At 61.9% G+C, this 22,103-nt stretch carries 18 protein-coding genes; 11 read left to right on the forward strand and 7 right to left on the reverse strand.

Annotation, left to right across the window (positions count from 1 at the left end):
* The first annotated feature begins 5 nt into the window (after positions 1-5).
* From CCK88_RS14175 to CCK88_RS14190, 4 genes are all read left to right on the forward strand, one after another.
* Positions 6-1,988, forward strand: coding sequence for an acetyl-CoA carboxylase biotin carboxylase subunit (locus CCK88_RS14175; protein WP_086471240.1), 1,983 nt, complete (start codon positions 6-8; stop codon positions 1,986-1,988).
* Entirely contained in the window at positions 1,985-4,102 is a 2,118-nt protein-coding gene (gene scpA, locus CCK88_RS14180) for a methylmalonyl-CoA mutase (RefSeq protein WP_210189951.1), read from the forward strand. Before CCK88_RS14175 ends, scpA begins: the two co-directional genes overlap by 4 nt.
* Positions 4,099-4,509: a methylmalonyl-CoA epimerase gene (mce, locus tag CCK88_RS14185; protein ID WP_086471242.1), complete on the forward strand. Its 411-nt coding sequence runs from the start codon at positions 4,099-4,101 to the stop codon at positions 4,507-4,509. Before scpA ends, mce begins: the two co-directional genes overlap by 4 nt.
* A 117-nt stretch (positions 4,510-4,626) precedes the next feature.
* Positions 4,627-7,287: a bifunctional diguanylate cyclase/phosphodiesterase gene (locus CCK88_RS14190; RefSeq protein ID WP_244557546.1), complete on the forward strand. Its 2,661-nt coding sequence runs from the start codon at positions 4,627-4,629 to the stop codon at positions 7,285-7,287.
* Positions 7,288-7,304: 17 nt separating this feature from the next.
* Here CCK88_RS14190 and CCK88_RS14195 read toward each other — a convergent pair whose 3' ends face one another.
* Positions 7,305-8,030: an SIMPL domain-containing protein gene (locus CCK88_RS14195; RefSeq protein ID WP_086471243.1), complete on the reverse strand. Its 726-nt coding sequence runs from the start codon at positions 8,028-8,030 to the stop codon at positions 7,305-7,307.
* A 77-nt stretch (positions 8,031-8,107) separates the two neighbouring features.
* Here CCK88_RS14195 and CCK88_RS14200 point away from each other — a divergent pair, with 77 nt between their 5' ends.
* Positions 8,108-9,151, forward strand: coding sequence for a Gfo/Idh/MocA family protein (locus CCK88_RS14200; protein WP_086471244.1), 1,044 nt, complete (start codon positions 8,108-8,110; stop codon positions 9,149-9,151).
* Positions 9,152-9,302: 151 nt separating this feature from the next.
* Here CCK88_RS14200 and CCK88_RS14205 read toward each other — a convergent pair whose 3' ends face one another.
* The 4 genes from CCK88_RS14205 to CCK88_RS14220 all read right to left on the reverse strand — a co-directional run bounded on the left by CCK88_RS14205 (position 9,303) and on the right by CCK88_RS14220 (position 14,543).
* Positions 9,303-10,943, reverse strand: a complete 1,641-nt coding sequence (locus CCK88_RS14205) for an ABC transporter ATP-binding protein (RefSeq protein WP_086471245.1) — start codon at positions 10,941-10,943, stop codon at positions 9,303-9,305.
* Positions 10,943-11,902, reverse strand: coding sequence for an ABC transporter permease (locus CCK88_RS14210; RefSeq protein WP_086471246.1), 960 nt, complete (start codon positions 11,900-11,902; stop codon positions 10,943-10,945). Before CCK88_RS14210 ends, CCK88_RS14205 begins: the two co-directional genes overlap by 1 nt.
* Positions 11,903-11,906: 4 nt before the next feature.
* Positions 11,907-12,887, reverse strand: a complete 981-nt coding sequence (locus tag CCK88_RS14215) for an ABC transporter permease (RefSeq protein WP_086471247.1) — start codon at positions 12,885-12,887, stop codon at positions 11,907-11,909.
* Between the two features lie 66 nt (positions 12,888-12,953).
* Entirely contained in the window at positions 12,954-14,543 is a 1,590-nt protein-coding gene (locus CCK88_RS14220; RefSeq protein ID WP_086471248.1) for an ABC transporter substrate-binding protein, read from the reverse strand.
* A gap of 230 nt (positions 14,544-14,773) precedes the next feature.
* On the opposite strand from CCK88_RS14220, the gene CCK88_RS14225 reads away from it, so the two are divergent.
* The 4 genes from CCK88_RS14225 to CCK88_RS14240 all read left to right on the forward strand — a co-directional run bounded on the left by CCK88_RS14225 (position 14,774) and on the right by CCK88_RS14240 (position 17,916).
* Positions 14,774-15,166, forward strand: a complete 393-nt coding sequence (locus CCK88_RS14225) for a VOC family protein (RefSeq protein WP_086471249.1) — start codon at positions 14,774-14,776, stop codon at positions 15,164-15,166.
* On the forward strand, positions 15,139-15,675 hold the full coding sequence (locus CCK88_RS14230) for a hypothetical protein (protein ID WP_086471250.1): 537 nt from the start codon (positions 15,139-15,141) through the stop codon (positions 15,673-15,675). The genes CCK88_RS14225 and CCK88_RS14230 overlap by 28 nt, the downstream gene beginning before the upstream one ends.
* A complete protein-coding gene (locus CCK88_RS14235; protein WP_086471251.1) occupies positions 15,672-16,610 on the forward strand; it encodes an aldo/keto reductase in 939 nt (312 codons plus the stop codon). The genes CCK88_RS14230 and CCK88_RS14235 overlap by 4 nt, the downstream gene beginning before the upstream one ends.
* 142 nt (positions 16,611-16,752) lie before the next feature.
* Positions 16,753-17,916: an ROK family transcriptional regulator gene (locus CCK88_RS14240; protein ID WP_170926499.1), complete on the forward strand. Its 1,164-nt coding sequence runs from the start codon at positions 16,753-16,755 to the stop codon at positions 17,914-17,916.
* A 9-nt stretch (positions 17,917-17,925) separates the two neighbouring features.
* Here the strand turns inward: CCK88_RS14240 and CCK88_RS14245 are convergent, their stop codons facing one another.
* Positions 17,926-18,231 carry an HU family DNA-binding protein gene (locus CCK88_RS14245; protein ID WP_170926500.1) on the reverse strand — a complete coding sequence of 102 codons (306 nt, stop codon included), beginning with the start codon at positions 18,229-18,231 and terminating at the stop codon, positions 17,926-17,928.
* 187 nt (positions 18,232-18,418) lie between these two features.
* On the opposite strand from CCK88_RS14245, the gene rirA reads away from it, so the two are divergent.
* Together rirA and CCK88_RS14255 are read left to right on the forward strand one after the other, a co-directional pair.
* A complete protein-coding gene (gene rirA, locus CCK88_RS14250) occupies positions 18,419-18,895 on the forward strand; it encodes an iron-responsive transcriptional regulator RirA (protein ID WP_086471253.1) in 477 nt (158 codons plus the stop codon).
* A 250-nt stretch (positions 18,896-19,145) separates the two neighbouring features.
* On the forward strand, positions 19,146-20,960 hold the full coding sequence (locus tag CCK88_RS14255) for an ABC-F family ATP-binding cassette domain-containing protein (protein ID WP_086471254.1): 1,815 nt from the start codon (positions 19,146-19,148) through the stop codon (positions 20,958-20,960).
* Here the strand turns inward: CCK88_RS14255 and CCK88_RS14260 are convergent.
* Complete coding sequence (locus CCK88_RS14260) at positions 20,957-22,003, reverse strand: LacI family transcriptional regulator (RefSeq protein WP_244557547.1); 1,047 nt, start codon at positions 22,001-22,003, stop codon at positions 20,957-20,959. The two genes, CCK88_RS14255 and CCK88_RS14260, sit on opposite strands and share 4 nt — an antisense overlap.
* Positions 22,004-22,103: the final 100 nt, after the last annotated feature.

Here is a 22,103-nt window from a genome sequence, read left to right on the forward strand (position 1 = left end):
ACGAGATGACCATCACAAAACTCCTCATCGCCAATAGAGGCGAGATCGCTTGCCGCGTCATCAAGACGGCGCGAAAGATGGGCATCGCCACGGTTGCCGTCTACTCCGATGCCGACCGGGAAGCGCTGCATGTGCGCATGGCCGACGAGGCCATCCACATCGGTGCCTCGCCGGCCAAGGAGAGCTATCTCCAGATCGAGAAGATCGTCGCTGCCTGCAAGGCTTCCGGCGCGCAGGCGGTGCATCCGGGCTATGGCTTCCTCTCCGAAAACGCCGCGTTTGCGGCGGCGCTGGAAAAGGAAGGAATCCTCTTCGTCGGGCCGCCGCCCAAGGCGATTGAAGCTATGGGCGACAAGATCACGTCCAAGAAGATCGCCGCCGAAGCGGGCGTTTCCACGGTTCCAGGGCATATGGGACTGATCGACGACGCCGAGCATGCCGTGACCATCGCGCAGTCGATCGGCTACCCGGTCATGATCAAGGCGTCGGCCGGTGGTGGCGGCAAGGGCATGCGGATTGCCTGGACCAATGCCGAGGCGCGCGAAGGGTTCGAGCGATCCAAGTCAGAGGCGGCCAGTTCCTTTGGGGATGACCGCATCTTCATCGAAAAATTCGTCACCGAACCGCGCCACATCGAAATCCAGCTGATTGCAGATGCGCATGGCAACGCGCTCTATCTCAACGAGCGGGAATGCTCGATCCAGCGGCGCAATCAGAAGGTCATCGAAGAGGCGCCGTCGCCATTTCTTGACGAGGCGACCCGCAAGGCCATGGGTGAGCAGTCGGTGGCCCTTGCCAAGGCTGTGGGGTATCAGAGCGCGGGTACGGTCGAGTTCATCGTCGACAAAGACCGCAATTTCTACTTCCTCGAAATGAACACGCGGCTGCAGGTGGAGCATCCCGTCACGGAACTCATTACCGGCCTTGATCTCGTTGAACTGATGCTGCGCGTGGCCAATGGCGAAAAACTTCCGCTCACCCAAGTTGAGGTCCGGCGTGATGGCTGGGCCATCGAGAGCCGCCTCTATGCAGAGGACCCCTACCGCAATTTCCTGCCTTCGACCGGGCGCCTCAGTCGCTACCGTCCCCCGGCCGAAAGCATTTCGGACACGCTGGTGGTTCGAAACGATACGGGCGTTTTCGAAGGCGGAGAGATTTCCACCTTCTACGACCCGATGATCGCCAAGCTCTGCACCTGGGCGCCGACGCGCATCGAGGCGGTGGACGCCATGGCCGTGGCGCTCGACACGTTCGAGGTCGAGGGCGTGGGCAACAACCTGCCGTTTCTATCGGCGGTGATGGAGCAGCAGCGCTTCCGAGATGGTCGGCTGACGACCGGGTATATCGCAGAAGAGTTTCCGGACGGGTTTGCCGGCGCCGCGCTCAGCGACGAGCATCATTTCGACGTCGTGGCGGCAGCCGCCCTGCTGATGGCCCGGCGCGAGGCGAGGAAGACGGGTGCACAGGCCGAAAGCGTCTGGCATGTGCAGATCGGCGATCGTGCGGAGACGGTGACGCTGCACCAGAACGGGCTCGATATCCTCGTTGATCTCGACTGGCGTTCGGAAGCGGTGCGCCTCACCTGGCAACCGGGTGGCATGCTGGCGCATCTGGATTGGTCGGGCGGTCGTCACGCCGTGCTCAAGGTCGAGCCGACCACTTCGGGCTTCCGCATCCGCTATCGCGGCGCCGATCTCAAGGCCGTGGTGCTCAGGCCTCATATCGCGCAGTATCTCAGGCACATGCCGGTCAAGGTCCCGCCGGACATGAGCAAGTATCTGCTGTGCCCGATGCCGGGTCAGGTCGTGCGGGTCGATGTGAAGGAAGGCGATGTGGTGGAGGATGGCCAGACCCTCGCCATAGTCGAAGCGATGAAAATGGAAAACGTTCTCAAGGCCGAGAAGCGGGCGCGCGTGGCCAAGGTGCATGTCGTACCCGGCGCCGTGCTGGCGGTGGACGCCGTGATGCTCGAGTTCGAGGCGGTATGATGAGCGCGAACGAGGAAAAGTGGGCAAAGCTCGCCCAGAAGGAATTGCGCGATACCCCGCTCACCTCGCTCGACAGGGATTATGGTGGCATCGACGTCAGACCGGTTTACCTCGGACCCGATGATGAAATTCCGGGCGTCGAGCCGTTCACCCGCGGCGTGCGCGCCACCATGTATGCCAACAGACCCTGGACGATCCGGCAGTATGCCGGTTTCTCGACGGCGAGGGAATCCAACGCCTTCTACAGGCAAGCGCTGGAAAAAGGACAAAAGGGGCTCTCGGTGGCATTCGACCTCGCCACCCACCGCGGCTACGACAGCGATCATCCGCGCGTTGTGGGCGATGTCGGCAAGGCAGGCGTCGCGATCGACTCCGTGGAAGACATGAAGGTGCTGTTCGACGGCATTCCGCTCGACCAGATGAGCGTGTCTATGACCATGAACGGCGCGGTCATTCCGGTTCTGGCCATGTTCATCGTCGCCGCCGAGGAACAGGGCGTCCGCCAGGAGCAGCTCGAAGGGACCATCCAGAACGACATTCTCAAGGAGTTCATGGTCCGCAACACCTACATCTATCCGCCCGAGCCATCGATGCGGATCGTGGGCGACATCATCGCCCACACGGCCGAGCATATGCCGAAATTCAACTCGATCTCGATTTCGGGCTACCACATGCACGAAGCCGGTGCCACGGCAGTGCAGGAGCTGGCCTACACGCTAGCTGATGGCATGGAATATGTCCGCTCGGCGCAGGCGCGCGGGCTCGACATCGACGCCTTTGCCGGCCGCCTGAGCTTCTTTTTCGGCATCGGCATGAACTTCTTCCTCGAGGTCGCCAAGCTTCGCGCCGCCCGGCAACTGTGGAGCCAGATCATGACCGATCTCGGCGCCAAGGATCCCCGCAGCAAGATGCTGCGCACGCACTGCCAGACCTCCGGCGTGTCGCTGACCGAACAGGATCCGCACAACAACATCGTGCGCACGACGATCGAAGCGCTGGCAGCGACGCTGGGCGGCACACAGTCGCTCCACACCAATTCGTTCGACGAAGCCATCGCGCTGCCGACTGAATTCTCGAGCCGTATCGCACGCAACACGCAACTGATCCTGCAGCACGAATCCCGCATTACCGACGTGGTCGATCCGCTCGGCGGCTCCTATTACATCGAGGCACTGACGGCCGATCTCGTCGCGGGAGCCAGGACGCTCATCGCCCAGGCTGAAGCGCAGGGCGGGATGACCGCCTTTGTCCAATCGGGTGGTCCCAAGCTTGCCATCGAGGAAGCGGCCGCTCTCCGGCAGGCCCGTGTCGACCGTGGCGACGATGTCATCGTCGGCGTCAATCGCTATCGCGTCGAGGCCGAAGAACGGATCGAGGTTCGCGAGATCGACAATGCAAAGGTGCGGTCCGAGCAGATCGCACAACTCGACCGGATCCGCGCCACCCGCGACGAATCCCGGTGCCAGTCCATGTTGTCCGCGTTGCGCGAATACGCAGCCAAGGACGAGGGCAACCTGCTAGCGGCCGCCATCGAAGCCGCGCGTGCCCGCGCCACGCTTGGCGAAATCAGCCAGGCGCTGGAAGATATTTTTGGACGTCATCGTGCCGTGACCCAGGTGATTTCCGGGGTCTATGCCGGCGGCTATGGAGACGATCCGCAGCTTCAATCCGTTGCTGATCGTATCGGCGCCTTCAAGGCGGCTCGCGGCCGGGCGCCGTCCATTTTCATCGCCAAGATGGGACAGGACGGGCATGATCGCGGCGCCAAGATCATCGCCTCGGCCTTTGCCGATCTCGGTTTTGTCGTTCACATGGGCGACCTGTTCGAAACCGCACCCGAAGTCGCCGCTCACGCCGATGAACTCAAGGTAGACGCGGTCGGCGTGTCGTCGCTGGCAGCGGGGCACAAGACGCTGGTGCCCGAACTGATTGAGGCGCTGCAGGACCGCTCGTTGGCCGACGTGACCGTGGTGGTGGGCGGGGTCATCCCCGAGCCCGACTACGATTTCCTCTACGATGCCGGCGTGGCCGCCATTTTCGGCCCCGGCACCAATGTGCTCGATGCAGCATTTTCGGTGCTCAACGAAATCGAGGGAAGGCTTTCCAACCGATGATCGGCCGCGTCAATCACATTGCCCTTGCCGTGCCGGACCTCGCCGCCGCAGCTGCAGCCTATCGCGACCAGTTGGGCGCTTCCGTAGGCGCTCCGCAGGCGCTGCCGCAACATGGCGTCACGGTGATCTTCATCGATACTGGCAATACGAAGGTCGAGCTGCTCGAACCGCTGGGGGACAATTCGCCCATCGCCGCCTTTCTCGAGAAAAATCCGAGTGGCGGCATGCATCATGTCTGCTACGAGGTCGCCGATATCGCTGATGCGATTGCCAGCCTTCAGGCGAGCGGAGCGCGCGTGCTCGGGGACGGCACGCCCAAGACCGGTGCCCACGGAAATCCAGTGGTCTTCCTGCATCCCAAAGACTTCGCCGGCACACTGATCGAACTCGAGCAAGTTCCGGCATGAACCGTTTGCAGCCTGTTTACCAGTTCTGCACTTCCCCCATCCGTTAAGCACCTCATCAACGCCTGCCATCCTAGTATTGCCGCGAACACAGAAAGTGTTGGGCGTCCGGGCGGCAGTATGACTGAGGTTAAGACAGAGGCACATCGCGGCGACTGGCGGCGCACCATGGTTATTCCGGTGCTCATGGCCTTTCTCGTCATGCTGGTGGCCGGCATTTTCCTCGACCGGCAGAACCACCAGATCGCAGAAAGCCGCCAGCGCACTGACACGCTGAACCAGATTTCGGTCATCCGCGCGAAGCTCGAAGGCAATGTGTCGAGCAATATCCAGCTCGTCAAAGGACTGGTATCGGTCATTTCCACCGAACCGGACATGGATCAGGCGCGCTACGAAGATCTGGTACGCAACCTGTTTGAGGAAGAAAGTCAGCTACGCTCCGTGGCGGCTGCACCGGACCTCGTCATCCGCATGACCTATCCACTCGAGGCCAATGCGGCCGTGGTCGGTTTGGATTACCGCACCAATGCAGCCCAATGGCCAGCGGTGGAAAAAGTCGTCGCTACCGGCCGTCTCAATATCGCCGGGCCGGTGGACCTCATCCAGGGCGGGCGAGGGTTCGTCGGTCGTTTCCCCGTCTATATCGGGGAGGGTAATAGCCGTTCCTTCTGGGGCATCGTGTCGGCCGTACTCGATCTCGACCGCCTTTACCGGGACAGTGGCCTCCTTAATCCCGAGCTCGACCTCGACATTTCGATCACCGGCCACGATGGCACGGGCCGCGGCGGCAACCGCTTCTACGGCCCCGACCTGAGTGGTGCTGATCCCGTCGTGGCCGACGTGGTGCTGCCTTCGGGCACCTGGCAAATTGCCGCTGTGCCGCGCAGCGGCTGGGGCGCCGATCCGCTGGCCACATGGCTGCTGCGTGCCTTGATGGTGGGCGCCGGGGCACTCATGGTGTTTCCCATTCTTCTCACCGGCCGCATGGTCGACCAGCGTCACGAGCACATCCGCGCGCTGGGCGAGCGCGAAGTGCAGCTGGCGCGGCTGTCGCGCCGCCTCAACCTGGCGCTCGAAGTGTCCAAGGTCGGCGTATGGGAGATGGATTTCGAGAGCGGTGACGAAGCCTGGGACGAGCGGACAAACGAGCTATACGGCCTGCCGAACGACGGCAGTCCGCGCAGTCACGACCACTGGCGCGCCGCCGTCCACCCCGACGACCGCGAACGGGCGGAAAACGACTTCCGCAGGATGATCGCAACCGGTCACTATGAATCGGACTACCGGGTGGTGCTGCCTGACGGCAAGCTGCGCTATGTGCGCTCCATCGGCGCACTGTTCAGCGAGCCGGGTCACCCGGACAAGGTCGTGGGCTGCAACTGGGACGTGACCAGCGACGTCGAGCTCAACGACAACCTGCGGCGCGCCAAGCGCCAGGCGGAGGCGCGCAACAACGAACTCGAGGCCGCCCGTATCCGTATCGAGCACAATGCACTGCATGATAGCCTCACCGGGTTGCCCAACCGCCGCTATCTCGATGACGTCCTGAAGCGCCACGCCGCCGATGGATATCACGGCAGCGGCTCGATCGCCTTGCTGCACATCGACCTCGATCGGTTCAAGCAGATCAACGACACGCTGGGCCATGCGGCAGGCGACGCCATGCTCATTCACGCCAGCAATGTGCTGCGCGCCAACTGTCGCGAAAGCGATTTCGTGGCGCGCATCGGCGGTGACGAGTTCATCATCGTTTCCAGTGCCGGCTCAAGCGATGGGCGGCTCAAACTGGTGGCGGACCGCATCGTGCGCGAGATGCGTCTGCCGGCGCTGCACGAAGGCCATGAAGTCAGGTTTGGCGTGAGCATTGGTGTCGCGGTGTCACGCACGGCTGACATCGACGTCAAACAGCTGCTGGTCAATGCCGACATCGCGCTCTATCGCGCCAAGGCGCTGGGCCGCAACCGGCATGAATTTTTCTCCGAAGTGCTGCAGGCCGAGGTCATCAACACCAAGCGCGTGGCCGACGAAATTCTCAAGGCGCTCGATACCGACGCCTTCGTGACCTACTATCAACCGCAATTCTGCGCACAGACACTCGATCTCGTCAGCGTCGAAGCACTGGTGCGCTGGCAGCATCCCGAACAGGGCATCAAAGCACCGGACAGTTTCATGGCGGTGGCTGAGGAACTCAACGTCGTCGCGCAGATCGATAGCGCCGTATTGACGCAGACCCTGGCCGACCTGGCGCGCTGGGACAAGCTGGGGCTCAATGTGCCGCGCGCCTCGGTGAACGTTTCTCTGCGCCGGTTGCACGACGAGGGGCTGATCGAAAGCCTCAAGGCCCTCGACATCCCCGCCGGGCGCCTGGCTTTCGAACTGGTGGAAAGCATCTATCTCGACGAAAACGACGGTGTCGTGGCCTGGAACATCGACCACATCAAGGAGCTTGGCATCGACGTCGAGATCGATGATTTCGGTACGGGATACGCCTCGATCGTGTCGCTGCAGAAACTGCATCCGCGGCGCCTCAAGATCGACCGCCAGCTGATCTTGCCGATTCTCAAGGAACCGGCGCAGCGCCAGCTGGTGGCATCGATCGTCGACATCGGCAAAAGCATGGACATCGAGATTGTCGCGGAGGGCGTCGAGACAATGGAGCACGCAGTGATCCTGCGCGATCTCGGCTGCGACATCCTACAAGGATACGCCTTCGCCAAGCCCATGTCCCGCGACGCTCTCGAAAACTTCCTGCGCCAGAATGCGTGGGCCCGGGCCGGCTAAGGCGCGGACCGCAATGATCAGTCGACGAGGAAATAGGTGATCGTGGTCACGACGCGGACCTTCTTGTCGATCTGCTTTTCCGGCCGGTCATTGGGGATTTCCACCGCCGGCAGGATCTCGAATACGCCCTGATTGGCGGTCTGGATATCGCCAACCTGCGCACCCGATTCAGTGGCGAATTGCGCTGCCGTTTCCTTGGCCCGCTGCGTCGCTTCGGTCAGCATTTCGCTCTTGAGATCGTTGATGTCGGTGAAGACGAAGGATGCACCGGCGCTGTAGGCATCGGCGGAAAACACCACGCCCTGACGCAAGAGGTCCGCGACCGACCGGCTCGCGTCGGCCAGCTCGGTGACCTTGTCGGTTGTAACCAGAATATCCTCGGTGAGCACGAAGCGGTATTCGTCAGGGGTCGAACCGGCGTTGTAGCCGGCTGCACGATCTTCGACGAGAACGTTCTGGACCTGAATTTCCGTTTCGCCGAAACCGCGATCGGTGAGGAATGTCCGCACGGCCGCCTCCGAAGTTTCAAGGCTCGAACGTGCACCCTCAAGCGTTGCGCCGGTCGCCACGAACCGAATTGGCCAGAAGCCGAGATTAGCTTCGACGGCCCGCTCGCTGAGACCCTTCACCGTGACAGTGCGCAGCGGCTGCCGGCTTTCCACCAGCGAGTTGCCGACGAACCACCCCGCCAGGGCAATCCCAGCCGCCAGGAAAAGCGCTGCAACAATCCCAACCGATTTCATGATAGGTCCCTCTTGTGTCCCGCTGACAATGAGCGCCCGGAACGTGGCGCGACCAAGATGTAGAAGGAGGCTGCTGAATGGCGCATGAACAGAGAGTTTTCGGGATCGGCGTGGTCGGCGCCGGCATGGCCGCCAAGCCGCATGCACTGGCACTCAATGCGCTGAAGGGCAGCATCGTTGTTCGCGGCGTGTGGAGGAGAAACCGCACCGAGCTCGCGCAGTTTTGCGAGACCTATGATTTTCCAGCCGCGGACAGTTACGAGGCTCTGCTGGCCGATCCCGCCGTGGACGCCATCCTCGTTCTGACGCCGCCCAATGCCCGCGAAGAGATCGTGGCGGCTGCAGCCAGGGCCGGCAAGCACGTGCTGATGGAAAAACCTGTCGAACGGACGACCGAGGCGGCCGAGCGGATCGTTGCCGCTTGTAAGAACGCAGACGTCACATTGGGCATCATCTTTCAGCACCGGTTCCGGGCAGCGTCCATCGCACTGGCGAAAATGGTAGCCAGCGGTGAACTGGGCACTCTCTGTGCTGTCCACCTCGTTGTCCCCTGGTGGCGAGCGCAGCAGGGTTACTACGACAAGCCAGGTCGCGGCACATTCGCCCAGGACGGCGGCGGGGTGTTGATCACCCAGGCGATCCATTCTCTCGATCTGATGTTGAGCCTCACCGGTCCGGTCACGGCCGTGACTGCCCTTTCGGCAACGACGAGACTGCATCAGATGGAAACAGAGGACTTCGTTGCCGGCGGGATGGAATTCGCCAATGGCGCCGTTGGCAGCCTTGTGGCCACCACCGCCAATTATCCCGGCAGCGCCGAGAGCCTGACGCTGAACTTCACCGGGGCCAGCGCCACGCTGACCGGGGGTAACCTGACGCTGAACTGGCTGGATGGCCGGACGGAAACGATCGGCGAGGCCAGCAATTCAGGCGGCGGCGCAGATCCGATGGCTTTTCCGTTCGACTGGCACCAGGCGCAGATTGCTGAATTTGCTGCCGCGGTGCTGGCAGGTCGGCAGCCGAGCTCCACAGGGCATACGGCGCTGGCCGTTCACAGGCTGATCGATGCCCTGATCCGATCCGGAAGGGAAGGAAAGAGGGTGGAGGTTCAGTCTTTGTGACGGGACGCGACGGCTATTCCTCTCCCCATCGGGAGAGGTGGCCAAAGCGAAGCGGAGGTCGGTGAGGGGAGCCTTGACCGGCATGGCTGCCGGGGCTGCCTCCCCTCATACAGCGCTGCGCGCCGGCTTTACCCCATGGGGTAAAGAAGTCTCAGGCCACCTTTGAAATGTCGGGCACAGCATCGAGCAGCATGCGCGTGTACTCGGCCTGCGGATTGTCGAAGATGGAGTCGGTTGGGCCCTTCTCGACCATGACGCCATTGTGCAACACGCCGACGGCGGTCGACATCTGTCGCACCACAGCCAGATTGTGGCTGATGAGCAGATAGGTCAGTCCGAATTCGGCCTGCAATTCGCTCATCAGTTCGAGCACCTGGGCCTGGACCGACACGTCGAGCGCCGAAGTCGGTTCATCGCAGACAATGAATTCGGGCTGGCTCGACAGGGCTCGCGCAATCGCGATGCGCTGGCGCTGTCCGCCGGAGAATTCGTGCGGGAACTTGCGCATGACCGAGGGATCGAGGCGCACGCGACGCAGGAGTTCGGCCACGCGGTCCTGTACTTCCGATCCCTTGCGGGCAATGCCAAGGGTCCGCATCGGCTCGGCGATGATGTCGGCCACACGCCAGCGCGGATTGAGGCTGGCATAGGGATCCTGAAAAATCATCTGGACGCGCTTGCGACGCTCCTGGTGGCCCTTGCCGCCGGCCCAGATGTCGTGACCGTCGACGGTGATGTGGCCGGACGTCGGACGCAGTAGCCCGACGATCATCTTGGCACAGGTCGACTTGCCCGAACCCGATTCGCCCACGAGGCCGAAGGTCTCTCCGCGAGGGATCGAGAAGCTGACCTCGTTGACGGCGCGGAAGATTTCGACCTTGCCGGGAAGGAGCTTAGTGAAACTGCCGCGGCCGATTTCGAAATCGCGAACGAGGTTCCTGACCTGCACATAGGCCCGATCGTCATTGGCGGCTTCGGCCGGCGGCGGCGCATCATCCTGACGCTTGATGGTAGGAATGGAGTCGATCAGCTTGATCGTATAGGGCTCGCGCGGGCGACGGATGATGTCGCCCACAGTGCCGGTTTCGACGACGGTGCCGTGATGCATCACCACCATGCGGTCGGCGGTCTGGGCGATAACGCCCATGTCGTGGGTGATGAGCATGACCGCGGCGCCGCGGCTGGAACAGAGCTTTTTGAGGACCTTGATGATCTGGGCCTGCACCGACACGTCGAGCGCTGATGTCGGCTCATCGGCAATGATCAGTTCGGGTTCTGCCGCGAGGGCCAGGGCAATGACGACGCGCTGCCGCATGCCGCCGGAGAACTGGTGCGGATAACTGTCGATGCGCTCGGCGGCCTTGGGTATTCCGGTTTCCGCCAGGAGGTCGATGGCCTTCTGACGGGCCTGCTGTTCGGTGAGCGGCAGGTGGGTGCGGATGGTCTCGACCAGTTGCTCTCCCACCGTATAGAGCGGATTGAGACTGGTGAGCGGATCCTGGAACACCATGCCGATGCGCTTGCCACGCAGCTTGGCGCGCTGTTCCTCCGGCAGGTTGTCAATGCGTTCGCCCTTGAGCAGGATTTCCCCGCCAGCAATATGGCCGGGCCGCTCGATGAGGCCGATGACGGCGGAACCGGTCATGGACTTGCCGGCACCACTTTCACCCACCACGCCGACCACTTCGCCGGGCATGATGTCGAAACTGACGCCATCGACTGCGCGAAACACGTCGTCACGGAAAGGAAACTCGACGACGAGGTTCCGAATGGAAAGTACGGGCTCGGTCATCAGCGCAACTTCGGATTGAGGGCATCGCGCAGCCAGTCACCGAGCAGGTTGACGGACAAGGCGAGCAGGACAAGGGTGACGGCCGGGAACAGCAGGATCCACCATTCGCCCGAGAACAGGAACTGCTGGCCGATGCGGATCAGTGTGCCCAGCGAGGGCTGCGTGGGCGGAACGCCGACGCCGAGATAGGAGAGCGTCGCTTCTTCGATGATGGCCAGCGCCAGGCCGATCGTACCGATAACGAGAACCGGCCCCATGACATTGGGCAGGACGTGGCGGAGCAGGATTATGAACGGATTGACGCCAAGGATGCGGGCGGCAGCCACATAATCCTTCTGCCGCTCGACCATGGTGGCGCCACGCACGGTGCGCGCGAACTGGGCCCAGTTGGCCAGACCGATGGCAATGATCAGCACCCAGACGGCGGCGCCTTCCTGCTGATTGGGCGGAATAACGCCGCGGGCAACACCAAAGATCAGCAGGGCAATCAGAATAGCCGGGAAAGACAGCTGGACGTCAGCGACACGCATCAGAATGGCGTCGACAAGACCACCGACATAGCCGGCGACGAGGCCGAGGCCGACCCCCATGACCATGGCGAAGAGCGTCGCCATGACCCCCACGAAGAGTGAGACGCGCGAGCCATACATGATGGTCGAGAGCATGTCGCGACCCTGGCTATCCGTACCCAGGGCATAGTAGCGGCCGGCCGAGGTGGCGGTTCCCGGCGGGGAGAAGCCATCCATGAGGTTGAGCGTTGCCGGGTTGAACGGATTGTAGGGCGCCAGCCACGGGGCGAGGACCGCCATCAAGATCAGCAGCAGTGCGACGATCGATGCGACGATGGTGATTGGCGAATGGCGGTAGGACCAGACGATGTCGGACGTGAGGAACGTCTTCCATCGCGAGGTCTTTGCAGCAGGTACCGGCTGTTCCGGCGAGTGGGGCAGATCGGTCACGGTCTTACTTTCCGGATCTGGCGCCGTCGCGCAGGCGCGGATCGACGATGAAGTAGAGGATATCGACAATGAGGTTGATGACCACGAAGACCAGGGCAACGAAGACCAGGTAGGCGGCCATGACTGGCACGTCGACAACAGCCACGGAATTGACGAAGAGCGAGCCAACACCTGGCCACTGGAACACGGTTTCGGTGATGATCGCGAAGGCGATGACCGAGCCCAGTTGCAAACCGGTAATGGTGATGACCGGCACCATGGTGTTTTTCAATGCATGGCCGAAATTGATCGCCCGCTTGGAAAGGCCGCGCGCTCTGGCAAAGCGGATGTAATCGGTGCGCAGGACTTCGAGCATTTCGGCGCGCACGAGGCGCATGATCAGCGTCAATTGGAACAGCGAGAGTGTGATCGCCGGCAGGATCAAAGAGCGCAGACCCGACTGGGTCAAAAGGCCGGTCTTCCACCAGCCGATCTGCACGACTTCGCCACGCCCGAAGGAGGGTAGCCATTTCAGTTCGACGGCAAAGACGTAGATCAGCCCGATACCGATCAGGAAGGTGGGAAGCGACACACCGATCAGCGAGGCGGTCATGACAACGCCGGTTGAGAAGGCGCGCGGCCGAAGCGCTGTATAGATGCCCAGCATTATGCCAAAGACCAGGGCAATCGTGGCCGAGGCGAAGGCGAGCTCGATCGTCGCCGGAAGGCGATCAAGGATCAGTTGCGTGACCGGCTGTTGCAAGCGGTAGGAAATGCCGAACTGCCCCTGCAGGGCGTTGATCACGAAATAGTAGAACTGGATGTAGAAGGGCTGGTCGAGGCCAAGGCGCTCACGTGCCGCATCATAGTCGCTGGCCCGGGCATCCTGTCCCAAAAGGGCGGCCAGCGGGTCACCGACATAGCGGAATACCAGGAAAGCAATGAACGCCACGACAAGCATGACGAGGACGGACTGCAGGAGCCGTCGGGCAATGAAGGCCAGCATGGAGCCCCCTCAAAAAAGGAACCGCCGCGGGATGGACTCCACGCGGCGGCTCGGGATGGCAGGGCTTTACTCGAAGGTGACCGTGGTCATGTTCGGCTGGTTTTCCGGCTGGACCGGCAGCGTCACACCATCGCGCATGGCATAGGCCAGCACCTGGTTGTGGATCGGCAGCAGAACGCGGTCGGCCTTCACCACTTCCCAGATGTCGGCGATGGTCTGGTTGCGGACAGCTTCGTCGCTTTCCACGCCGAGCGAGACGATCTTCTCGTCCAGTTCGGGATTGGTGTACATGCCGACATTGTAGCCGCCCAGTTCAGCGTCTTCGCCGGTTTCCTTGGTGTGGATCAGGTCGTTGAAGACATAGGCGCTGTCGAACGTCGGAACGCCCCAGCCGAGCAGGTAGAAATCGGTGTTGCTGGCCAGGATGAGCGGGGAGTGTTCGGCGACCGGACGGGAGGCCAGGGTGACCTGGATGCCGATCTGGCCGAGCATGCCGACATAAGCCGTCGCGATGGCTTCGTCGTTGACGTAGCGATTGTTCGGCGTGTCGAGGGTGACCGTGAAACCATCGGGATAACCGGCTTCGACCATCAGTTCCTTGGCGCGCTCGACATCGACTGCCGGATAGGCGTCGAGTTCTTCGGTCCAGCCATTGACGAAAGGCGGGTTCGGGATACCGGTCGGGATGGACTGGCCGCGCATCACAACGCGCTGGATCGCATCACGATCGAGCACCAGTTCCATGGCTTCGCGCACGAGCGGATTGTTGAACGGGTTGCTGTCGGTGATGTTGGACGACTTCAGCGGTTCGTCGCCGAACTTATAGCCGAAGTAGATGAAGCGGTTTTCCGGGCCGGTTTCGACCTTGAAGCCATCGGTCGAGGACAGACGCTCGATATCCTGCGGCGGGACGTCCTGGACGATGTCCACTTCGCCCGAAAGCAGCGCCGAGACGCGCGTGCCGGCATCGGCGATGACGATGTATTCGATGTCGGTGACTTCGGGCTGCTCGCCCCACCAGCCTTCGTTATAGGCGAGGACGGTGCGCACGTCCGGCTCACGCGAGACGAGGGTATAGGGACCGGTGCCGTTGGTGTTGAGAACCGAGTAGTTGGTCGCGCCGGCGGCGAAATCCTGGACGACGTCGAGGTCGTTGGCTTCCGACCACGTTTTGTCCATGATGAAGGTGTTGGTCAGGTTGTTCGGGTAGATGAGCGAGGGGCCGGCCATCTGGAATTCGACGGTGTAGTCGTCAACGGCGGTGACCGATTCCACTTCGGCATGCAGCTGCCGCATGTTGGAGAATTCGCTCTTGGCGCGGGTCATGGAATAGACCACGTCCTCGGCGGTGAAGTCAGCGCCGTCGTGGAACTTGACGCCTTCGCGCAGCTTGAACACCCAGACGGTGTCGTCGCCATCCTTGAGAGCCCATTCGGTGGCCAGACGCGGGGTCAGGGTGCCATCATTGTCGCGGCCGACAAGGGTTTCATAGATGTGGTGGGCAAGCGTATGCGTGTTGCCCTGGTTCTGCGAATGCGGATCCAGCGTCAGCGCGTCAGACGAGCGCGCCCAGCGAATCGTCTCGGCGTTCGCAACACCGGCGAGCATCGTGGAGGCAACAAGTACCGCCGCAATGCGGGTCAGTGAAGAATGCATTGGAAATCTCCCGTTCCTTGACTTTACGCCTTCTCAGCACACTAGGCGCCGGAGGCTTGGGCGACACAAAAGCGTAGAATCCGGGGGAGCGCAACGGGAATCATTGACCATTTGGTCAATCGTATGACGGCCAAAAGGCAAATCCACAGGATTGGACGGAATTTTCGCAATCCGTTCGCCCGTTATTTGAGGCGCTTGACCGATTCACTTGCCGCAGCCAGCATGGAAGAATGAGCCAAGCCATTGCTACCATTGCTCTTGTCGTGGACGATTATGACGCGGCCATCCGCTTCTATGGCGACACGCTGGGCTTCGAGCTGATCGACGACCGGGACATGGGTGGCGGCAAGCGATGGGTGGTTGTGGGGCCTTCCGGCGATCGCGGCGCACGCCTGTTGCTGGCCAGAGCCGAGGGTGAGCAACAGCGCGCCGCAATCGGTAACCAGACCGGCGGTCGCGTCATGCTGTTCCTCGAAACCGACAGGTTCGAGGAAGACTACAGACGCCTCCGCGATGCTGGAGTATCCTTTCTCGAAGCGCCCCGCCACGAGGCCTACGGATCAGTCGCCGTCTTCACCGATCTCTACGGAAACAAATGGGATCTCATCCAACCAAGGCGCTGATCGCAGCGAGCCTGCTGGCAGCGGCGCCGACCCACGCGCTCGAACCCGGATGGGGGTACTCGCCCCTCCCCGGTGAGGGCGATCGCGCGAGCATGGGTTGCGCGCGCGGCTCGACCGACGAAGATTACAGCTGCCTGGCCGTGCGGTGCGAAGATGACTTTTCGATTGGCATCCACATTCATTCGAGCCGACCCGGCGGAACCGAAGGCATGTGGGAGATGACGCTGGATCGCGAGGCGCGGCAGCTCGAGGCGGTAAGCGACCTCGCCCCTTATGACGCTCGTCTGGTGGATGCCGATGGCTGGCTGCTCGATGGCCTGAGGCATGGGACATTCGTCTATCTGCGCCATCACGCCGATCCGACCGGAGAATTCGCGTTCATCGATCTGGGCGGTTCGTTCAGGGCGATCAACGAGGCGCTCTACTGGTGCGCACCCCGTGTCGCACCAGCCGAACAGAATGAGCTTTCAGACGTTGATACAACGACACAGCAAGGAGAAACCCGATGAATAGACGCCCGCTCGGACGGAGCGAACTGGTAATCGAACCTTTGGTGCTCGGCGGCAACGTCTTCGGGTGGACCGTGGATGAGGCAAAGGGGTTCGACATTCTCGATGCCTATGTCGAAGCCGGGTTCACTGCCATCGATACCGCAGAGGGCTACCCCAACTGGGTGCCCGGCAACCCGCCCGGCATGAGCGAAACCATGATTGGCAAATGGCTCAAGGCGCGCGGCAATCGCGACAAGGTGCACGTCTTCACCAAGGTGAATTCGGCCAAGAAGCCGGGTGGGCTCAAGCCCGACGCCATCAAGGCCGGGATCGAGGCGTCGCTGCAGCGCCTGCAGACCGATTATGTGGATCTCTATTTCAGCCACTGGCCGGATGCGGAGGCGGATCACGAGGAGACGCTCGAGGCCTATGACGTGCTGATGCGCTCGGGCAAGGTCCGCACGATCGGCGCTTCCAACTATACGGCCCAGATGATGGAAGATGCCCAGCAGACCGCCATCATCAAATCGCTGCAGCGCTACGAAGTCACGCAGCCGCGCTACAATCTCTATGACCGCGAGGAATTCGACAGCCTGCGACCCTACCTGCTCGAGAACGAGGTCGGCGCCATCGTTTACTACAGCCTCGCCTCCGGCTTTCTGACCGGCAAGTATCGCAGCAAGTCCGACCTCGGCCAGTCACCCCGCGGCGGTGGCATCGATCGATATCTGGACGGCAAGGGGCTGCGTATCCTTTCGGCACTCGACAAGGTCGCTGCAGACCTTGAAGCCACGCCCGCGGAAGTTGCCCTCGCCTGGCTCGTGGCGCAGCCGGGCGTCAGCGCCCCGATCGCATCGGCGACCTCCGTGGATCAGGTGAAGAGCCTCGCCCGTGGCGTTCGCCTGGAGTTGCCGGAAGAGGCCGTCACGCTATTGACGGACGCGGGTCGCTGACAGCCGACGGCGCCTCCGGGCGCCGTTAATTTTTACGCTGAAAAACGAGCATTGATAGATACTTGACGGACACATCCGAGTGTAGTCTTTGCCGACCTGGAGTGGGGGCACGCTGGCATAGATGGATATGATCGATCGACCAATGCGCGACGTTTTCGATGTCGTGCGGGCCAAACTCAGCCATCAGGATGTCCGCCGCACCAACGAAAAGGCCGTGCTGACATCGGTCGCCTTCAATCCGGGAGCATCGAACGCCGAAATCTCCCGGTTGTCGGGGCTAGCCCCGCAGACCGTGTCGGCCATTCTGGTCGATCTGGAAGAACAGGACCTGATCCGCAGGGGCGAGGTTCTTCGCGGCCGACGCGGCCAGCCTGCGACCCCGCTATGGCTGAACCCCGAAGGCGGCTATGCCATCGGCATTGAGCTGGGATGGCGGCATCTGGACATCATCCTGCTCAATCTCCATGCCGTCGTGCTTGAGCATCGGCATCTCGATTATGACTATCCCGATGCGCGCACGATCATCGCGACCATCGTCGACCTGATCGGCGACATCACTCGGGATCTGACGCCGCACCAGCGTTCGCGCCTTCTCGACATCGGCATCGCCAAGCCTTCGCGCCTCGGCGCAAACCTGCGGAGCATCGATGCTCCCACCGAGCAAGTTGATCTTTGGTCCGCCATCGATCTCAAGACGGCATTGCAGGAAAAAACCGGCCTCTCGGTTTCCGTGACCAATGACGGCACCTCAGGGTGCTGGGCCGAGCTGATCGCCCATTCCAAGCCCCGCCCGCCGACCATGATTTATCTTCTGGTCTCAAACTTCGTCGGAGGAGGCGTGCTCGGGGACGGAGTGTTGATAGAGGGACCGAGCGGCAATGCCGGTGAGTTGGGGTCGATCCTGGTCAGCACGGATGCTTCCGGTCCGAAGCCGGCGCACCACGTTGCTTCACTCGAGGCCCTTCGCTGGGAGCTCGGCGCCGCGGGCGAAGACACTGGGGGCACATCGCACAAAGCGCTGATCGAAGCGACCGACGCGGGCAGACTGGATGCCTGGCTGACCCGCTCTGCCCAGGCCCTGGCACAGGTGATCTACAACACGGTCACCGTTGTCGAGCAGCCCATCGTGATCGTGGATACAATCATCGGAGGCGACTTCACCGCAAGGCTGGTAGATCTGGTGCGCAGCGAGCTGGACTTGCTGCCCAAACGCCCCTGGACACCGCCGATCTTCGCAGGTCAACTCGGGCCGATGGCGCCCGTCATGGGTGCGGCCGAACTGACATTGTTCCGGCGCTACTTCTGACTTTCCGCATCAGGCCTTTTCGGTAGCGCGATGGTCCATCGAATCGCGCAGCCGTGCGCTGGGAATCAGCACGACGGTATGGCGCGGCGCGATACGGTGCTCGTCGCCCGTGCGGGGATTGCGTCCTACGCGTTCGGCCCGCGAGCGAACCTCCAGTGTTCCAAAGCCGGTCAATTTGACTGTTTCGCCCTGCTTGAGGGCATCGCCGATCAATTCGAACATGCGATCGCTGATCTGGGCGGTGTCGAAGCGCGACAATCCGGTCGCGTCGGCAGCGCGCTCACTCAGTGCTGCCCGTGTAATGGTGTGTTCCAAGGCTAACCTCCTCCACCCATTAAATTCATAGGCAGAACATAAAACGCTGTCCAGCCCCGCAGCCGATCACAAAAAACATGATCGAAAGCTTCAGGATTGTTTGACATTTTTTAGAATGGTTATAAGCTAGCGACATTCGGGTTGCCGGCACCGACCCGATGGCAGCCGATATGAAGAAAGGTTTTCCGTGAGACTGACCCGCCAATCGAACTACGCTATCCGCACCCTCGTCTACTGCGCCGTCAACGAGCCAGGGCTGAGCCGGGTCGCGGAGGTTGCTCGCGCTTACGGAATTTCCGAGCTGTTTCTGTTCAAGCTGATCAAGCCACTGGTGGAAGCTGGCCTCTTGCAGACCGTGCGTGGCCGCCATGGCGGCATTAAGCTGGGCAAGCCAGCCGACCAAATCACTCTTCTGGAGACGATCCGCCTCACGGAAGAAAACTTCGCGCTGGCCGAATGTTTCGAAGAAGGTGCCGACTGCCCCTTGATTGGCGAATGCGATCTGAACGGTGCGCTGCGGGAGGCCTTGGGCGCGTTCTTCGAGGTGCTGAGCCGTCACACCATAGCGGATCTCGCGCATAAGAAGCGTTCCATCCGTGAACGCCTCGGGATCAGCACTGCCGACGCCGTGAACGAGAGCATCGCTGCGATTTCCGCAGCCTGACCAAAAATCTGACTGCCAGAGTAAAATATGACTTTGACAATCAGGTTTGGACGTGATTGATAGGGGGCATGGCGCTGCGACCCCTTGGGGCCTGTGGGTCCGAGCGCCAGAACTTGACGGAGGCTTGCTGCTACCGTCTCCCCGGGCCGGCCAGGATCCTCAACGTCCTGTCCGGCCTTTTCCATTCCCCTAGATTGATCTGGTTCCCCCGCTATGCTCTAGAGCGCGGGCGCTCATTCCGGACTTGCATATGGCCCAGCCTCCCCTCCTCACGCTCCAGGATATCCAACTCACGTTTGGCGGCACGCAGTTGCTGGAGGCCGCCGAACTGATCGTGTCGCCCGGGCAGCGGATCGCTCTGGTGGGACGGAACGGCTCGGGCAAGTCGACGCTGCTCAAGATAGCCGCGGGACTTGTGCAGCACGACGGGGGCAAACGATTTGCCGAGCCCAGCGCCACCATCCGATACCTTCCTCAGGAGCCCGATCTCACTGGCTACAACACGACACTTGCCTATGTCGAAGCTGGCCTGGCACCAGGCGATGATCCGTTTCGTGCGCAATATCTGCTCAACGCGCTGGGGCTGACCGGCAGCGAAAACCCGGCCACCCTGTCCGGTGGCGAGGGCCGTCGTGCTGCGCTGGCGCGCGTGCTGGCGCCACAGCCCGACGTTCTTCTGCTCGACGAACCAACCAACCATCTGGATTTGCCGGTCATCGAGTGGCTGCAGGACGAACTGAGCCAGATGCGTTCGGCCATGGTGCTGATCAGCCACGATCGGCGTTTCCTCGCCGACCTTTCCCGCTCCACTGTTTGGCTGGACCGTGGCGTGACCCGGCGCATCGAGAAAGGCTTTGCGGCCTTCGAAGGCTGGCGCGACGAGGTGCTGGAGCAGGAAGAAAAGGACCGACACAAGCTCGACCGACAGATCGTTCGTGAAGAACACTGGCTGCGCTACGGCGTGACCGCGCGCCGCAAGCGCAATGTGGGTCGCCTCGAACGGCTCGCCGGTCTGCGGCAGGAGCGGCGGGAACAGCGCAAGGTCACCGGCTCGGTGGCAATGGCGGTGACCGAGGGCCGCACATCTGGGGCACTGGTGGCGGAAGCCGAGCAGATATCCAAGAGCTTCGGTACCCGCACCGTTGTGCAGGACTTTTCGACGCGCGTGTTGCGCGGCGACCGAGTGGGCATCGTCGGACCCAATGGCGCTGGCAAGACCACTCTGATCAAGATGCTGACTGGTCTGCTGGAGCCCGATAGCGGCACCATCAAGCTCGGTTCCGCCCTTGAACTGGCGATGCTCGATCAAGGGCGCGCCAGGCTGGAGCCCGAAACCCGTCTCAAGGACGCTCTGACCGGCGGGGGCAGCGACACGCTCAAGATCAACGGCGAAAACAAGCATGTCGTTGGCTACATGAAAGACTTTCTGTTCAGCCCCGAACAGGCCAACACGCCCATCGGAAAATTGTCGGGCGGCGAGCGCGCCCGCGTGGCGCTTGCACGGGCATTGGCGCTGCCCTCCAACTTCCTGGTGCTGGACGAACCGACGAACGACCTCGACCTCGAAACGCTCGACCTGCTCGAAGAAATGGTCTCGGACTATGCCGGCACGGTCGTTGTCGTCAGTCACGACCGAGACTTTCTCGACCGCGTCGCCACCTCCGTCATCATGGCGGAAGGGGAGGGACGCTGGACGGAATATGCGGGCGGCTACTCGGACATGGTGAGCCAGCGCGGTGCCGGTGTGTCGGCACGCGTCTTGGAGAAGGCCACGAAGGCTGACAAGCCCAGAAACGACACACCCCCTGCAGCGACCCCGACGGCCAAGCGCAAACTCAGCTTCAAGGAGAAACATGCGCTCGAGACCCTGCCCAAGGAAATCGACGCGCTGGATGCCGAAATAACGGCGCTGAACGCGGCCCTGGCATCATCCGATCTCTATAACAGGGATCCAAACGGATTTGCCGCCAAGTCCAAGGCGCTGGAAACGGCGGCGACACGCAAGGCCGCCGCCGAAGAGAAGTGGCTGGAACTCGAAATGCTGCGCGAGGAGCTGGAAGGCTAGTCCTTCCAGTCGAAGACCGGGCTCTGCATGTGGTGCAGATTTTCAGTTTCTCCGGAAATGCGCTTGAGCAGCAGGCTGCCCAGATTCCGACCAGCTGATACAAAATCTTCCTGCACCGTTTCCGCCCCCGGCTGGAACTGGGCAAACATCGAGGTAGACTGCTTTGTGACCACGTGGGCCGTCTTGCCCACGACCATACCCGCATCGGAAAGCCCGCCGATCACGGCCAGGGCCGACACTTCCGAGGCGCAGACGTAGCCATCGGGATGATCGGGCCGACGCGAGCGCTTGATCACGTAGTTGCGGATGGAGTCCGTTGGGCTCCCGAGGTTCACATCGGACGCGAATTCATATTCGATCCCAGCATCGCGCGCGCCGCGGGCAATGCCCGATTTGAGATGTTCGGCATAAGTGAGCGCGCTATCTGGCAACACGATCGAGACCTTGCGGCAGCCTTTGGCGGCCAGACGCAGCGTAGCGCCGTACGCATAGGCCTCGTTGTCAAAATCGACGTAAGGATGGATTTCGGGCCAACCGCTTCGACCGTGGCTGACGAAGGGAAAGTCATTGTCGATGAGGAAGCGAATGCGCTCGTCGAACGTCTCGGCCTTGGAAAAGATCACGCCATCGGCCATGCGATTGCGCACGATGTGCTGAATGGGCACGATAGGCTGCATGTTGCGGAAGAGCGGGGTGATGACCAGGTGATAACTGGTGTCGCGCAGGGCTTCGGTGATCCCGGTCACCAGATTGGTGCCGAACCCGTAGATCTGTTCGTCGGGCTCGAGAATGAGCGCAATCACGTTCGTTCGCCCTGTCTTGAGACGAAGGGCGGCTCGGTCGGGCAAATAGCCGATTTCGGCGGCGATCTTCTGAACGCGGTCACGCGTTTCCTGGGCAAGCTCGGGAGCGTTGTTCAAGGCGCGCGAAATGGTCGTGACGGCCAGACCGGTCATTTGCGCGATCGTCTTCAGCGTTGGCTTGCCGGATGGCTTGACGCCGCGTTTGCCGCGCGTGGCTGGCGGTCCGTCTTCCTGTGACACAGATATTCCCCTCAAACCCGCCCGGCATGGGGCGGGGACGCTTTGGCGGCAGAACACCAGATTGCGAACCCGCACGCAAGACAAAGCACTTGCCTGAAAA

The sequence above is a fragment of the Devosia lucknowensis genome (genome assembly GCF_900177655.1).
Taxonomy (GTDB): domain Bacteria; phylum Pseudomonadota; class Alphaproteobacteria; order Rhizobiales; family Devosiaceae; genus Devosia; species Devosia lucknowensis.

Coding starts and splice junctions, on each gene's coding strand:
- CCK88_RS14195 (WP_086471243.1), bottom strand. CDS start 8,030: ATGAAATCGGTTGGGATTGTTGCAGCGCTTTTCCTGGCGGCTGGGATT.
- mce (WP_086471242.1), top strand. CDS start 4,099: ATGATCGGCCGCGTCAATCACATTGCCCTTGCCGTGCCGGACCTCGCC.
- CCK88_RS14205 (WP_086471245.1), bottom strand. CDS start 10,943: ATGACCGAGCCCGTACTTTCCATTCGGAACCTCGTCGTCGAGTTTCCT.
- CCK88_RS14240 (WP_170926499.1), top strand. CDS start 16,753: ATGCGCGACGTTTTCGATGTCGTGCGGGCCAAACTCAGCCATCAGGAT.
- scpA (WP_210189951.1), top strand. CDS start 1,985: ATGATGAGCGCGAACGAGGAAAAGTGGGCAAAGCTCGCCCAGAAGGAA.
- CCK88_RS14235 (WP_086471251.1), top strand. CDS start 15,672: ATGAATAGACGCCCGCTCGGACGGAGCGAACTGGTAATCGAACCTTTG.
- CCK88_RS14200 (WP_086471244.1), top strand. CDS start 8,108: ATGGCGCATGAACAGAGAGTTTTCGGGATCGGCGTGGTCGGCGCCGGC.
- CCK88_RS14225 (WP_086471249.1), top strand. CDS start 14,774: ATGAGCCAAGCCATTGCTACCATTGCTCTTGTCGTGGACGATTATGAC.
- CCK88_RS14190 (WP_244557546.1), top strand. CDS start 4,627: ATGACTGAGGTTAAGACAGAGGCACATCGCGGCGACTGGCGGCGCACC.
- CCK88_RS14175 (WP_086471240.1), top strand. CDS start 6: ATGACCATCACAAAACTCCTCATCGCCAATAGAGGCGAGATCGCTTGC.
- CCK88_RS14255 (WP_086471254.1), top strand. CDS start 19,146: ATGGCCCAGCCTCCCCTCCTCACGCTCCAGGATATCCAACTCACGTTT.
- CCK88_RS14230 (WP_086471250.1), top strand. CDS start 15,139: ATGGGATCTCATCCAACCAAGGCGCTGATCGCAGCGAGCCTGCTGGCA.
- CCK88_RS14220 (WP_086471248.1), bottom strand. CDS start 14,543: ATGCATTCTTCACTGACCCGCATTGCGGCGGTACTTGTTGCCTCCACG.
- CCK88_RS14215 (WP_086471247.1), bottom strand. CDS start 12,887: ATGCTGGCCTTCATTGCCCGACGGCTCCTGCAGTCCGTCCTCGTCATG.